Here is a 15,098-nt window from a genome sequence, read left to right as displayed (position 1 = left end):
GCGACTGGACTCACGGTATCCGCGCAAGCAACAAGTCCCCGCTGTCACCGAACCGATATTTGGCATGTCGTTTCAGATTGACTCGGGTCAGGACGCTCCCAATCGGAATCGAGCTCGCGCCGTCCCTTTGAAGCAACTCCAAAACGCCGCGGGCGATGTCGCGCGGCGTCCTGTTCCATCGGATGGCAAGAAGGATCGCGTCCGCCCAACTCGTCAGGAACCTTGTTTCCGGGCCGGCAAGGCCGGATGGCCCGTTGATAATGACCAGGCTGTATGCAGCCTGGAGTTCATCCCTGCATTCAAGACTGTCTGCACGTGCCAGAAGCTCGAGCAAATCTTCGGCCGGCGCAACGGTCATCAGGTCGACGCCCGCACCAGGCACACTCACGATCGCATCCTCCAGAGCACAGCGGTTGCGGATAAAATCGCCGAACGACCGGTGAGCCTTCGGCCCGCCGCCCTGGCGGACGAATTCTTGCGTGAGTTGATGGTCCGTAGGTTCCAGATCGATCAAAAGAACCGGGCCACCCAACCGAGTAGCGGCCAACGCCAAACTCCAGGCGAGTTCATTCGCACCGTCATGGCGCAGGCTGGACGTGACCAAGATGGCATGTGGGGAACGCAACCTGGCCTGGTTTGGTGCCGCGCTAACCAGAAGCGACGTGATGGCACGACTGTAAGTGGATCTGGGTTGATCCAGAATCAATTGCCGCAGCTGCCTCATGACGATCTTGCCGGGTTCAGGAATGAGGCCGATGCAAGGAATTCTGAGCGCTGCTTCGGTCTCGGCCTCGCCGCGCAGGGCGCGATTGAACCTGTTGCGGAACAGCACGAAGGCTGCGCCGAATATGGCGAAAGCGATCATCCCCGGAGGCACCAGGAAGATCGGCGGCAAGGTCTGCGGTTTGGCGGGCGGCCATGCCGGGGAAAGGATCGAGACGCCTGCTGAGGGAGCGGCGATGCGCCGCGTCAGATCCTGCTGCCGACTAAGGAGGTCGTTGTATCTTTGGGTTAGCAGGTTGACCTGGGGTTCGAGCGCGCGCAAGCCGGAAAGCCGGCTCGCCGTGTCGGCCACGACGACATCGAGAACATCCTTGCGATCTTCCAGCGCCTTGACCTGGGCGCGGTAGGTGTTCACCTGCGTCTCGACGCTCGCCAGGCCCTGCTGGATCTCGGTGTCGATCCTCGCGCTCAGCTCCTTGTCCGCCGGCGTCTTGGCTTGGCGGGCCGCAAGGTCGACAAGCTCCGGTGCGCCCATGGCTTCGGCCAGGGAGGCGATTGGCGCACCCTGTTTGCGAAGATCCTGGATATGTTTAAGGCGCGCCTCCATCGCCGTGAGATCGGCGTTGGACATCGATATCTGCTGGCTGAGATCAGCCCTTTCCCTGGCTGCATTGTCAGCCGCGCCTTGATCAACGGCGCCATGGCTCAGCCTGTATTTCTCCAGCCGATCGGTCGCCGAAACGAGGTCGCCTTGCACGGCGGGCAGACTGGCGACCACTGTATCGAGTTCCAGCCTGTCTTCGGCCTGCCGCCTTTTCGCGAGTTCGTCGATATAGACTTTGGAAAATGTATTGGCGACCCTGGCGGCTCGTTCCGGATCTTCGTCCGCGAAGGCAACGGAGATCACCCTCGATCGCAGTTCCTGCCCAATTCGTATTCTGTTTCTCAAAAGCTTCAGGTCGGGATCGATCGCGTCCTGCCCACTGTCCGGCCAAAGTCGCTTGATGATCTCTGCAGCACGCGACCCTATCGAGGCAGGAGTTGAATTAGGCTCGGACGTTCCGGTTGACGAACCTTGCGCCCCCGTGGCGCCTTCCATGTCGTGCAATGCCGCCGCGACGCGGCGCAGATGGCCCTGAGACGAAAGCATGGTGATGTGATCATCGATGCTGGAATCGATAAGGTCCTGCGCCGACGACCCGCCTGGAGCAACGGAACTGCGCGCCGGCGGGTCGATTATCAACTGGCTGGTCGCCTCGAACATCACCGGTCGGGCCAAGCCGGCTAGAGCCGCGAGCACCCCACCGACAAGCGCAAAGGCAAGGATCAACCATTTTCTTCTTGCCAGGGCCGCCAGCAGTTCGTGCGTGGGCGTAGGTGGGTCGTATTCGCGCCGCGGCCGGATGCGATCCCTGTGCTCGACAACTGTTGGAGCAGGCTGGGAAACGGTTTGCGGAAGTTTCATTCGGCTGACGGCGGAACCTGCCATTTCATACTCCTGCCATGTCGAGTTCGCGCGACGACGTCGCGATTGGCGCACGCGTTGCCTCATGGCGCCATGCCTGGAACATCAAGGCGGGCCACAATTCGCGCGAGCGATCCTGCCCCCGCATGTGATCGCGCCAGCAATCGTCCACTTTGGCGCCGTCCAGCACGTCGCCATCATGCCGTATCTCTGTGAGAAGATCGGTCGCCCAGCTCCGCAGGGGACCTCTCAGCCATGCGCCGACCGGAACGTCGAACCCTTGCTTCGGCCTGTCGATCAGCCGGTCCGGAAGATACCGACGCAGGAGATTGCGAAGGATCCACTTGCCTTTGCCGTTGCGCACTTTTGCATCCGACGGCAGGCGCCAGGCGAACTCGACAACCCTGTGATCAAGCAACGGACACCGGCCTTCAAGTCCGTTGGCCATGGTCGCGCGATCCAGCTTCACCAGTATGTCGCCGGGCAAATAGCCAGCCATGTCGTGGTAGAGGACGCGCGGTAGCAGTCCGTCGAGTTTCGGCGCGGCGATCGACGAAGGCTGATCATGTCGCGTGAGGCTCGCGGTCGGTGACGTTACCAACCGCTGATACAATTCATCTTCATGCCTTGCGCCGAGCAGGCCGGCGAACCGGTTGAGCCGGTCGCTGCGCAGCGCGTGGCGCACATTTGCCGCGAGCGGGAGCCTGTCCAGAATATCCTGGCGTGCTGCGCGGGCCAGCAAATCCAGGCCCGTGGCTACCGTGCGCCGCACTGCGAGCGGAACACTTTGCTGGCGCTTCAGCCGATCCGCCATGAAGTGGCGACCATAGCCGGCGAAGCATTCATCGCCACCGTCGCCCGACAGAGCGACCGTCACATGCTGGCGGGCGAGCCGCGCCACCAGCAGAGTCGGTATCTGGGACTCGTCGGCGAATGGCTCGTCCCATATCCGGGGCAACTCGGGGATGACCTGGCGTGCCGCCTCAGGCGAAAGGTGAAGCTCCGTATGATCCGTGCCCAGATGTTTTGCCACATCGGCCGCATAGCCGCTTTCGTCAAATCCTCCCTCCGAGAACGCGATGGTGAAAGTGCGCACCGCGCTTCGGGATTGAGCCTGCATCAGAGCCACAACCGTCGAACTGTCGATCCCGCCGGACAGGAAGGCGCCCAGAGGCACATCGGCGATCATCCGCTCACGAACCGCGAGCCGAAGCAGTTCGTCGAGCTGATTGGTGACATCGTCGTCACTGCCCTCAATGGGGTCCTCGCGGCCCTTCGTGGCAATTTCGGCCAGCGACCACCAGTGCTCGACACGTTGGCAAAGCGATGCGGCGCTGCCCACCTGTGCGAGATCCGTGGACGTGATCGAGAGCACGGAACCGGGCGGCAATTTGAACGCATTCCGCCAGATGCATGCATGCTCCGGCACCCAGCCCTTCGAAAGCATTGCTCCGGCGGCGCCTAGATCGAGTTCGGGAGAGAAGGCCGGATAGCATCTGATTGCCTTGAGCTCCGACGCAAAAACCAAGGCATGCCCGGCTAGGGCGACGTAGAGTGGTTTTTTGCCGATCCGGTCCCGGGCAAGGTGAAGGGTCTTGGTCTTCAAATCCCATAGCGCAAAGGCAAACATGCCCGCGCAGCGCCCCAAGGCAGACTCAAGACCCCATGTCTCGATGGCGCACAACAGGACTTCGGTATCGCCGGTTCCACGGAACTGTTGGCCCCGGGCTTCCAGTTCGCGCCGAAGGTCGCGGAAATTATAGATCTCGCCATTGAAGGTGATCACGTAGCGGCCGCTGGCGGAGCGCATCGGCTGTTGCCCTGCGCTCGACAGGTCGACGATGGCAAGCCGCCGGTGGCCGAAGGCAATCCCGGCGTCGCGATCCACCCACAGCCCCTGGCCATCCGGTCCGCGGTGCCGAAGCGAACTTGTCATAGGCCCAATCGCCTCAAGCGACTTCGGGTCCATTTGCCCCGGCGGGACCAGAATTCCAGTAATCCCACACATCACGCTACCCTTACGCTTGCATGCTGAGGCCGCAACCGGACCTCGGGACGCATCCCCGCAACAAGGCAGAACGTCAGCGCGAACCACACGATCGGATGGCGGATGATCAGATGCGGCATGCTGAAGACGACCACAGACGCGAGAAGCACCGAAAGCGCGTCGAACCTGCTGCGCCAAGCGGACATGGCGGCCGATCCGACGATCCAAATCAAGGCGAGGACCGCTACCAGACCGCCCTGGAGGTAGAGATCGAGAATTGTGTTGTGGGCTTCGAACGGTCGCTCCAGGAACTGCCTGTCCGCGACCGGCGGGCGTTCCAGGTGCGGGCCTGGACCAAGGCCGAGCGACCACGACTCCAGCCCCTTCTCGATCGCCTCGCCCCACAGAAAGACCCGCAAGTCAAATGTCTCCGCGGTCGCTTCGCCGCCTCCATCCTTGGTAAGGCTCTTGGCGAACTGCGCCACGCTGCTCTCCTCGGCAACGGCATAGGGCGCAACCGCGACCGCCAACGGAATGGCGCCGACAATCAGCAAAAGCGCAATCTGCCGGGCAAGCGTGGCTCCGTTTGCACCGGATGCGAACCACGCGCGGAGCCGCAATCCAAGAAAGACGAGGCCGCTCAGAACGGTCGTGTAGAGATAGGTGTCGCTCTTGGTCAGCCGTCCGACATAGAAGATCGGGATAAGGCTTGAGAGCGCGAAGAGCCGGGCCCAGCGGTTGTTGGTGGTCACCGCAAGGTGCAGAGCCAGAGGGCCGAAGACCGCGCAATAAAGCGCAAGTTGGTTGGGGTTTTCCGACCAGCCGCGCAAGCGATCCCAATACCAGGGATCTATCCCCGATTGATGGATCCAACCCCAGGCAAGTCCGAGTTGGACCATGAAGGCGCCGAAAGCGATTGCGATCACCCACCAGGCGCTGCGCCGAAGCCGGGACTCGGCATCGGGCTCCAGCACGGCGAGACAGGTGACGCTCGCCAATAGCGCATAGGCCATCGCATCGTGCGACAGCCCTGTGAGGTAGAGCACCGTGGTGGAGTAGCCGACGACGGTGCCGATCGCCAAAGTCAGCGACAGAAGCAACCAGAACTTCGCCAGTTTTAGAAAGGCCGGGGTCGCTTCGATCGGGCCGCCTGCCAGTATCCGGCCGACCGACAGCAGGATCCAGAACACCAGGAAAAGCTCGCCGTAACCGAATGGCAAGCCCGGCACGGATATCTGCGAGGCGAAGGACAAGGCCACGCCCGCAGCGAGCAATACATCTCTCATCATCGGCGCGCCTCGCCCAATCGGCGCTTGGCGATACGGCTCGCCGACGCGGAATGTGCAAGACCGCCTCTGGCCTGAGCCGCCAGGACGCTCCCGTAGAGGTCGCAATACTGCTCGACCACTCCCGGAAGGGCAAAACGCTCTCTGACGAGCGCACTGCTACGAGCACCCATTGTCTTCGCGCGCTCGCGATCCGAGAGCAGGTCGATGATGCGATCCGCCAATGCGTCGGGATCGCGCGGCGCAACCAGATAGCCGTTCCATCCATCCTGGACGACATCGGTGCAGCCTGGCATTCTCGAGGCTACGATGGGCACGCCCGCAAGCCCCGCCTCCAGCAACACGCGCGGAATCCCCTCGCGGTATTCGGTTGGAAAGGCAAAGACGTCGGCCATACCCAGAAGGGCGGGAACGTCCTGACGTTTTCCCAACACGACGACATCTGCGCCAAGCCGCCGAATTTCCGATTCTTCGACGGCGAAGGGTCCTTCGGATTGCCAAGGCCCAATCAACACAAAGCGCGCATTCGGCCTTTTGGCGAGAACTCTCGGTGCGGCCTTGAGAAGGGTCGGGATGCCCTTCTGACGGGTCAATCGGCCGACAAACATCACGACTTCGGCCGATTGAAGCCCTAGTTCCTGGCGCATCGTCGCGGGCGTCGGCCCAAGGTGCCTCGCAGCCGCGAATGCGCCAATGTCGATGCCGGACCCGGCGATGATACGCTTTTCGCCATGCCCGAGCAGCCGATACCTTTCGAAGAACGTCCGATCGTCGTGGTTTTGGAACACCGTCGCGGCCGTCCAGAACGACGCCAGCCACTGCAGGCCGCAGAAAATCGGCCGAAGCATCAACGCGCGCGGCGAAAGCGATGAGAACGTCCAACCCAAACCGTTGATCGTGCGGACAACCGGCACCTGCCCTCGCACCGCGAGCGGGGTCAAGAGATTGGGCTTGGTGTCGAAACTCTGCACGATGTCGGGGCGCAACTCGGCCATCAATTTACGCAACGTGCTGATCGTGCCCACTTTCCCGCTGCCATTGCTGAAGCGGTCGAAGCCATAGCGCTCGTGCGCTATGCCATGTCTTAGGAATGAGGCGCCGTCGCAGGTCGAAACGGCAGTGATCTGGAAGCCCCTCTCACGCACCTCCATGAGAAATGGAATTCGCAGCGCGTGATCTTCGCCGCCGACGCAGACGAGGTGCGGCTTCATTTAGCCACTCCCCAAAAGCTGCGGTCTACCAGCTGCCCAACATGGCTGGAACTTGGATAGTCTTTCATGGCCCGCTGTCTTTGCGAGGAATGCGTCAGTCGACCATCAAAGCTAGGGACGGCCCCTGGACTTGTCCTCGTCCGTTCGAATGAGGGAACCAAGCGGTTCGGTGCCGTTGTCAGTGTAACTGGTATTGAAAACGAATGCGGGTCCGACGAGCATCGTCCAAGCGGTTTACTGCCGACCGAACGAGCGGTGTTTTGCTATCGAATGCAGAAAATGGAGCCACGGCATGGCTCCTCCGAGAAACCTGGCCCTAACGCAATGCCGATGCCGAGTCTTTATGATGGCCCAGCGCGCGATACGAACTGCGGTCGCTCGATGACGGTGTATTCATACGCCCGGTGCCGCCTGTCTTCTTCAAAGACCCGGATCCATCGAACCTCGGAATTTCGCAGGGTAACGTCCCGATTGGTTGCGAGCTTTGCAGCTCGGAAGGGCGTGGGCGCGACGATCTTGTGCGAGACAATCACCTTTCCGGCGAAAATCTCCTCGACCTCGTAGCTTGGCATGCCGTCCTCCCGCGTCCTTGTCCCAGCCAGTGAAAACCTCGATCGCGGGAAAATGTTCCGCAGATTCGAGAAAAGGGTGGGAGCCAGGCAAGCGGCACACGCGAGAGTTGACTGAGTTGGGAAGCAGATCGGTCCTGGGGAGCGGTAATTGAAGACCGCAGAGGAGAGGCCAACGGGCCGGGCCGTGTTGGTTTTGCGAGTTCCAGGAATGGCATGGAGGACCGGTTTCCCGGCCAGGCCGATAGGAGCGCGGGCGCTCCTATCGGTGGGGCCTTTGTCAGGTCACAAGAAAGGAGTTTTCGCCCAGGTACAAATGTGGGGAGAGGCTAGCAAACTGGACTTGCGCATGGCCGCCAAGGCCATCGCTGTCGAAGGAGAGCGCACCTGTCGTGCTGTTGTAGATGATGTGGTCATTCGCATCATGTGCGCTATGACCGGCGTGGAAACTGCCGGCTGCAAGCACTCCCTTCTGAAGCCCTGCGAACACGGTGTGGTCCAGATAGATCTTGTCTCGCGAAACGTTGAAGTCGGCGATCCTGTCGATATTGTTCGGGCCGAGCACCGTGTTGAACACGAAGGCATCGTGACCGCCATAGCCCTTCAACAGGTCCGACCCACCGCCGCCATTTATCTTGTTGTCGCCGTTGTTGCCGGCGATCGTCTGGCCGAACTCGTTGCCTGTCAGATTGATGGCGGTTTTGCCACCTGTCCTGGAGGTGGTGAGTTGCTCGATATGCGAGCCGGCCGACAGAGCATAACTGACCGAGGCCATCACCTTGTCGAAGCCGCCGCCGTTGGCTTCCATGACTTTGTCGTGCGCATTGTTGACGTGATAAGTGTCATTGCCCTTGCCACCTTGGATCACGTGATCGTTGTGGGAGGGATCTGTGCTCGTTGTCGGCGGCGTCGGGTTTGACGTTGGCGGGGTAGACGCGGAGGTCGGCGGCGGGGTCGGCTCAGTGGTCGCCGGCGGCGCCGACGAGGTCGAGCTGGCATTGTGCTGCCGGAACAACGCCTGCAGTTCCGGTGAATTCTCAAGCGCGGTGTCGCCATTCTGCGAACCCCACGCATAGGCGTAGTCGAATGCCGGCGACGGCACGAGCTTGGCCCAGTGGTCCATCATCGTCTGCATTTGCGACGTGGTGGGCATGACGTGCTTTCCGCCCGTGTCGGTTTCCCAGCCGCCCCCACCGAATGTCTGGTAGACGGGAATGATCTTGTCGATCGGGATGCCGGACTTCACGGCCGCGGCCACGGCCCTGTCGATCATGTTGTAGTCGACGGTGGTTGTGCCGGTGCGCACCGGATAGGGATCAAGACCGTAATAGTCGATGCCGGTGTTTGCCGGATTGTAGGTGTTGGTGAAATCCGGATTGGTGGAAGACCCCATGTTCATCATCGTGATGAAGGTCTTCGCGCCCGGAAAATGTGAGTGGATCCAGTCCGATTCCGCCTTCAGATTTGCAGCGCTGGCATAAGTCCCCCATTTTCCGGTTGGATCCGGTTCGTCCATCAGGAAGAATCCAAAAACCTTCGGATTGTTGAGGAAAGGGGTTACCTTGTCGATGAACGATTGGGTGACGCCGTCATGGGCGCTGAGATAGACCAGTCCCTTCATTCCGTCGGGAAGCGCATTCACCTGGGAAAGATACTGAACGTCTGCGAGATTGAATCCAGCGGTCGCAACTTCGGCGGCCGAACCGCCGGACGCATAGTGAAGAGTTGCCATGGTTGTCCCTTCTTGTCGGCAACGCCCCCAACAGCGCCTGCCTAGACGAAAGGTAGATTAGACAGAAATCACATACAGATTTCGCCGGTCAAAATAATTGATCCGCTTGCGTGATCGACGAACATCGCGTGGAAGAAAATTCCACATTTTCAGCAAGATGGTTCGAGAAAAGCCGGACCTCCAACCAGGTCGTTTCCCTAAGGTTATCCCCGGATTTCACCATTTTTGCGCGCTGGCGAGCACGCAAGTCGTCACGATTTTGCTTCATTTTGATTAAAGTTCGAATACCTTAGCAGCGTCTCATGTTCGGGTCTTCGCGGGAATTCAGCCCGGGCGTGACATCATTCCAACAGCAGGGGTTTCCAATATTGGCCCAAGCCAAGAAAGCCACGCGGCACGTCCGCGTGAAGAACGAGAGGCCATGAAGACCAAGCAAGAATTGTCTTCCCTTTTGCGTAGCGCGCTGTCGGACTGCGCGACGGGATTATCCGGAGTCGGGCTCTTCTCCGCAGTGACGAACCTTCTGGCGTTGACGGGGTCTCTCTATATGCTCCAGGTCTACGATCGGGTGCTGCCGTCCCAGAGCGTTCCGACTCTCGTCGGGTTGACGATTGGAATGCTTGGCCTTTACGCGGCTTACGGGCTGCTCGATTTCATACGGCTTCGCCTGTTGGTCCGTATTGCCAGCCGGCTCTACCGAAATCTTCACCAAAGGGCATTCGCGATATCGGTGCTTTTGCCGCTCAAGGCAGGTCGGGAAGCAGACCGGCTCGATCCGTTGCGGGATCTCGACCATCTGCGTGGTTTCCTTTCGGGATCCGGGCCGACAGTCATTTTCGATGCGCCCTGGATCCCGTTCTACCTGCTGATCATCTACATGCTGCACCCGTTGCTCGGCGTGCTGGCCACGATCGGCGCTCTTGCGGTGGTTGCGCTGACCGCGGTCGCGGAGATATTCGGCCGCAGGCCTGCCAGGCTGACATCCGAAGCCATGATCTCGCAGCGCGCCCTTGCCGAGTCCGGCCGCCGCAATGCGGAGGTCGTCCACGCGATGGGCCTCTCCTCCAGACTGGCCGGGCGCTGGGGCGACATCGTTCATGGCTACCTGGCGCACCAGGAGAGGCTCTCCGACATCATAGGAGGGACGAGCTCGTTGTCGAAAGCGCTGCGGATGGCGCTGCAGTCTTCGGTCCTCGGCCTCGGCGCCTACCTGGTCATCGGCGGCGAAGCGTCGCCTGGGGTGATCATTGCGTCATCGATACTGCTGGGCCGCGCGCTGGCGCCGGTCGATGCGGCGATTGCAAACTGGAAGAGCTTCCTGGCGACCCGGCATAGCTATTTCCAGCTCAGGGCAACGTTCGAGACCTTCGAGGACCCGGCCGAACCCATGGAGTTGCCCCGGCCGCAAACGCGGCTGACGGTCGAGAGGTTGACGGTGGCGCCGCCCGGCATGCCAAAGCCGACCGTGCTCGACGTAAGTTTCCAACTGTCCAGCGGCGCGGGCATGGCCATTGTGGGTCCGAGCGGTTCCGGGAAGACGACGCTGGTGCGGGCATTGGTCGGGGCCTGGAAGCCGCTGAACGGCAAAGTAAGGCTGGATGGGGCACCTCTCGATCAGTGGGACCCGCATTCGCTCGGCGCTCATATCGGCTATCTGCCGCAAGATGTTGAGCTTTTCGATGGAACGGTCGCGGACAACATCTCGAGGTTCGGCGGCAAGAGCGACCCCAAGGGCGTGGTCGCAGCCGCGAGGGCCGCGGGCGTCTACTCGATGATCATGCATCTGCCGGAGGGTTTTCAAACCCGCATCGGCGAAGGAGGCAGGGCCTTGTCGGCAGGCCAGAGACAATTGATCGGCCTGGCCAGGGCGCTCTATGGCGAGCCATTCCTCGTTGTTCTGGACGAGCCTAACTCGAACCTCGATGTCGAAGGTGACGCCGCGCTCGCCGGGGCGATTCTGGCCGTGCGTCAACGCGGCGGCATCGTAATCGTTGTCGCACATCGCCCGTCCGCGCTCACCAACATCGATCAGGTCTTGGTGCTGGCCAACGGCATGGTCCGCTCGTTTGGCTCCCGCGAGGAGGTGTTGGCAACCATGGCGCGACCGCCCGCTCCCGCTACCAATCGTCCGATCATTCCGACCCAAAGAGGCGTGAGCGGACATGCGTGACGTCCTGCCTCGCGTTTTTGCCTTCCTGCCATCCTTCGCCTGGTTCGATGCCGGTCCGCGCTCGGCAGGTACGAAGGCAGTGGCATCCCCAGGCAACCTCGGCCCGAGCCTGGCTCTTGGCCTGGCGGTGACTTGCCTGCTGGTGGTAGGCGGAGGGCTGTGGCTCGGCTTGACCCAGATCGCCGGTGCCGTGATTGCCCCCGCGACCGTGGTGGTCGAAAGCAACACCAAGAAGGTGCAGCACCAGGCCGGCGGCACGATCAGCGGCATCTTCGCGCAGGATGGCGATCATGTTCGGGCAGGCGAGGTGTTGGTCAGGCTGGATGACACGCTGGCACGCGCAAACCTTCAGATCATCAGCGAGGATTTCGACCGCGCCACAGCGCGGCTTGCCCGTCTGGAGGCGGAGCGTCAGGGGCTGACGACAATGCAGCTTCCAGCCGCTCTTCAGGCGGAGATGAACAAGCCAAGCGTGGTGGCACTGGTCGACGGCGAGCGCGCCTTGCTCCAGACGCGGGCTTCGGAATTGGCGGGCCAAAAAACGCTTCTTCGCAGCCAGACCGAGCAAATCCAGCGACAGCTCGAAGGCCTGAAGGCACAGCAGGCCGCGATGGACGAATCCGCTGCATTGCTAGGCCGCGATCTCACCGATGTGGATGCGCTCTACTCCAAGAAACTGGTTTCGAAGGAGAGGCTCAGCAACGTCAGATTGGACGCGACACGGGCCAAAGGCGAGTCTGGACGACTGGCGGCGGCTGTTGCGGAAGCTCAGGTCAAGATCACCGAAACCGAGTTGCAGGTTCTGCAGCTTGACGAGCAAAGGCGCAGCGAAGTGACAAAGGAGCTGCGCGAAACGGAGGCTAAACGGACCGAGCTCGACGAACGCAGGATCGTGGCTCAGGACGAGCTCACCAAAACTGAAATCCGCGCCCCGCAATCGGGAACAATACAGCAATCCACCGTCCACACGATCGGCGGTGTAATCGCTCCCGGGGAACTGCTGATGACGATTGTCCCCGATGCGGACGATCTTGTCGTCGACGCGCTCATTCCCCCTGCGCGGGTAGATGACATTCAGCCAGGTCAACCGGTCTCGATCCGTTTCCCGGCCTTTGATGCCGGCACGACGCCCGCCTGCCAGGGCGCGGTGAAGTGGATTTCCGCGGACCTGATCAAGGACCCGCAGCGCCAACTCTCCTATTTCTCGGCGCGCATCAGCGTCGAGAACAAGGCCGGTTGCCTGAGGGATGCGAAGGTCCTCAAGCCCGGCATGCCGGCCGAGGTTCATATAAGCACAGGCCAACGCAGTGTCTGGTCCTATCTGCTGAAGCCGCTCACCGACCAGATGTCACGCGCTTTCCGGTAGGCGGGTCCAGGAGGCAATCGGCGCTTCCGAACGCGCGGCCAACGGTACCGGGTCGGGCGCATAATCCCCGTTGTGAATCCCGAACCCGCTTGCATGAATGGCCCTGCCCGAAATGCGAGAGCGCCCGACGGGCGCCACATTGCCTGGATTGGCGCTGACGGTCAGGAACATTAGCTTGCCCTAAGGGTTCTCTCAGCAAGTATCTTACACACCCAGGTGGAACCATGGCCGAGTTGGCATTTGCGTTCGTGTATTGTTCGGGACTAACCGGCCACGACATGGTGGGCGCCGTCGTGTCTTTGATGGCGGGGCTGCTTCTCTACAACGTTGTGCGCGAAGACCGCCAAAACCGATAACCAGTCCGGATCGATAACCAGCCGATCGGAAAGCGGCCCGGCTCGAAAGCGGGGGGTGCCCACGAGCCGGGCCTGACCGGCGGGGGCACGGACTAGATACAGGGCGCCGGCTGATCTGTTATATCGGCTGGTGCTAAAGTAATCGCCCTCCGAACGAAGGACGTTTTGAAGCGGACGGCAGCGGGATGCCAGGGCATGCCAGCTCGCGCAGTTCTGCTTTCCGAAACGCCGCCTCGGCTAGAAGGACACGAAGCAAGGCGCGCCGTGGCAGATGCAGTGCCACTGATGGCCACGGCCAAATGAAGTCACCGTGTTGGCGTTCGACGGGCCGGGCTTGTGATCGCACCACGGTACGCAGTCACATACAGTGGCAAACCCTCACAAGGAAAAACACGCCCACCCCGTAGGGGATGACGAGAAGTCCGAGGGCAATCCAATAACCCGGCTGCGCCATTGCCGCGAAATCTGAAAGAAGCTGTTTCATCCCCCCGAACGGTAGGTGATCGTCGTTGTTCCAAGGGGCTGCGGCCCGATAAGCATTTTGCTGGGGAACATGTTCTTGAACTTTCAGTTCGAGGCAGGATCCAGAAGCAGCGGAGACGTTTCGTGACTCCTCTAACGCCAGAGCAGGTAAAAGCAGCCAGGGCCCTGTTGAATTGGCCGCGGGTGCGGCTTGGAGCGAAATGTGATTTGAGCGAGGCGAGCATTCGCGAATTCGAGCGCGGGGGCCGGATGCCGCCGGCGGAAAGACTACTTGCCATGCGCCAGGTATTGCAGGGGGCGGGGATCGCATTCTTTGGACAGGACGGCTCCGGCAAGCCTGTCGTTCGATTGCTCGCTTCGAAAGCTTCGCACGTCACCAATCTCGCCGAGGGCGAGGCCGGGATAATTGGCAACAGCGAAATGTGAGTGAACGTCGAGGAAGCTACGCCGGGTCGTCACGTGGCAAACTGCGGTCGTTCGGCAGAAGCGGCGCGGGCGGACTGCCCAGATGACGCGACAAAGATTCCGCAGTTGGGGCATAGCGTTCCCTTAGCGAGGCCAGTCGCTCCAAGCCATCCCGGTTTGGAGTTCCATACCCCGCCCTTGCAGCACGTTCCAGGACCTGCTGCAACACCTCGTTGTCGGTTTCCGGGCGATCGATGTCGAGCCGAAGCAATTTGCTAAGCTCGTCCGCCAGGTGAGTGCCTTCCTCCCGCAGCAGAATAGCCTTGCCGCGCAGTTTGGGCTCATCGATCGCCTCAATAATGGCGGCAAGGTCCAACAACGCGGCGAGAGTGGCAGGCCACCCCGCACCCGTTTCCACGGATCGGAAATAGATCAGGAAGGGGTGCGATGCATGGCTCTGCAGCACCTCGGCGCACCAGTCCCTGCCTTTTACGAGAACCTGTTCCAGCTCATCCTTGCAACCGAGTGAAGCATAGCGTTCCAGCAGCGCTACCGCGGATGGCGGATCGCCTGACGCAGTGGTGATCTTTAGGATGCCGGAGTCACGCCTGCCGATGCTGGTCTGCACCTGAAGCAGGTAAGTGACGGCCATGGTCATGACCGACAGGCCGCAGAATCCCGCCGCGATGTTGACCCATCGGGCAGGACCTGTGGCGTCCGTCTCAATGAGGCCGACAGTGACCAAGCTGCTTCCCGCGACGAACACTGCCTGGGAGAAAGTCGGGACCGCGGGCCGATACCAACCACTCAAGGCATCCACCATCAGCCCGAAACCGAAAATGAGAAGCAGCATCCAGCCGGTGAAGGACGCTACCAGCACGAAAGGCGCGAAGGCTGCCGGAATGGCGGCGCCGGGCCTGCGCGTATGGCGCAGCCCGAACAAACCGGCGAATACCATCCGGCTTGCAAGACGCAGGGACGCCCGGCTCTCGCCGGGCACAACGACGGTGTCAAAGACGTCGCGAAGCGTGAACCAGACCAGAAGGGTTCCGCCGACGAACTGCAGGACATCGACGAGCATCTTCCTGTAACGGCCAGATCGGTCTTGTGTTCAGAATCCTAGCCCCGATGCATCGGAGTCGCAGGGAACGGATAGCGCAAGCTCTCCAAGCCGCCGATCGTTCATCTGGGTCCCGGAACCGGCAAGATCGCAAACCGGCGGCAGTTACAAACGGGCGTGCGTATCAAACAGCCGTGATGGACGAAGCGATCTGCTGCCGGTTCGGCTTCGTCCGATTCCTCCCGCGATCCAGTTGCCTCGGCCAGCCAACCTCGTCGGTGCAAA

10 protein-coding genes are annotated in these 15,098 nt (G+C 61.2%); 3 read left to right on the top strand and 7 right to left on the bottom strand.

Annotated features, from left to right (window positions below):
- Positions 1–10 precede the first annotated feature (10 nt).
- The 6 genes from MJ8_RS08260 to MJ8_RS08235 form a co-directional block, all read right to left on the bottom strand.
- On the bottom strand, positions 11–2,212 hold the full coding sequence (locus tag MJ8_RS08260; RefSeq protein WP_201413925.1) for a GumC family protein: 2,202 nt from the start codon (positions 2,210–2,212) through the stop codon (positions 11–13).
- 1 nt (position 2,213) lies between these two features.
- A complete protein-coding gene (gene asnB / locus MJ8_RS08255; RefSeq protein WP_201413924.1) occupies positions 2,214–4,196 on the bottom strand; it encodes an asparagine synthase (glutamine-hydrolyzing) in 1,983 nt (660 codons plus the stop codon).
- On the bottom strand, positions 4,196–5,461 hold the full coding sequence (locus MJ8_RS08250) for an O-antigen ligase family protein (RefSeq protein WP_225248187.1): 1,266 nt from the start codon (positions 5,459–5,461) through the stop codon (positions 4,196–4,198). Before MJ8_RS08250 ends, asnB begins: the two co-directional genes overlap by 1 nt.
- A complete protein-coding gene (locus MJ8_RS08245) occupies positions 5,461–6,672 on the bottom strand; it encodes a glycosyltransferase family 4 protein (protein ID WP_201413922.1) in 1,212 nt (403 codons plus the stop codon). The genes MJ8_RS08250 and MJ8_RS08245 overlap by 1 nt, the downstream gene beginning before the upstream one ends.
- A gap of 341 nt (positions 6,673–7,013) precedes the next feature.
- Positions 7,014–7,244, bottom strand: coding sequence for a hypothetical protein (locus MJ8_RS08240; RefSeq protein ID WP_201413921.1), 231 nt, complete (start codon positions 7,242–7,244; stop codon positions 7,014–7,016).
- A gap of 277 nt (positions 7,245–7,521) precedes the next feature.
- Positions 7,522–8,973, bottom strand: a complete 1,452-nt coding sequence (locus tag MJ8_RS08235; RefSeq protein WP_201413920.1) for a calcium-binding protein — start codon at positions 8,971–8,973, stop codon at positions 7,522–7,524.
- Positions 8,974–9,394: 421 nt separating this feature from the next.
- Between MJ8_RS08235 and MJ8_RS08230 the strand changes: the two genes are divergently transcribed.
- From MJ8_RS08230 to MJ8_RS08220, 3 genes are all read left to right on the top strand, one after another.
- Positions 9,395–11,143 (top strand): type I secretion system permease/ATPase, encoded by a 1,749-nt coding sequence (locus MJ8_RS08230; protein WP_201413919.1) that lies wholly within the window; start codon positions 9,395–9,397, stop codon positions 11,141–11,143.
- On the top strand, positions 11,136–12,509 hold the full coding sequence (locus MJ8_RS08225; protein WP_201413918.1) for an HlyD family type I secretion periplasmic adaptor subunit: 1,374 nt from the start codon (positions 11,136–11,138) through the stop codon (positions 12,507–12,509). Before MJ8_RS08230 ends, MJ8_RS08225 begins: the two co-directional genes overlap by 8 nt.
- 1,046 nt (positions 12,510–13,555) lie before the next feature.
- A complete protein-coding gene (locus MJ8_RS08220) occupies positions 13,556–13,774 on the top strand; it encodes a hypothetical protein (protein ID WP_263649647.1) in 219 nt (72 codons plus the stop codon).
- Positions 13,775–13,790: 16 nt separating this feature from the next.
- Here the strand turns inward: MJ8_RS08220 and MJ8_RS08215 are convergent, their stop codons facing one another.
- Positions 13,791–14,834, bottom strand: a complete 1,044-nt coding sequence (locus MJ8_RS08215; RefSeq protein WP_201413916.1) for a hypothetical protein — start codon at positions 14,832–14,834, stop codon at positions 13,791–13,793.
- Positions 14,835–15,098 lie beyond the last annotated feature (264 nt).

The sequence above is a fragment of the Mesorhizobium sp. J8 genome, from assembly GCF_016591715.1.
Classification (GTDB): Bacteria; Pseudomonadota; Alphaproteobacteria; order Rhizobiales; family Rhizobiaceae; genus Mesorhizobium.
The sequence above is the reverse complement of the archived record's forward strand: the minus strand, read 5'-3'. Positions and strand labels throughout refer to the sequence as shown.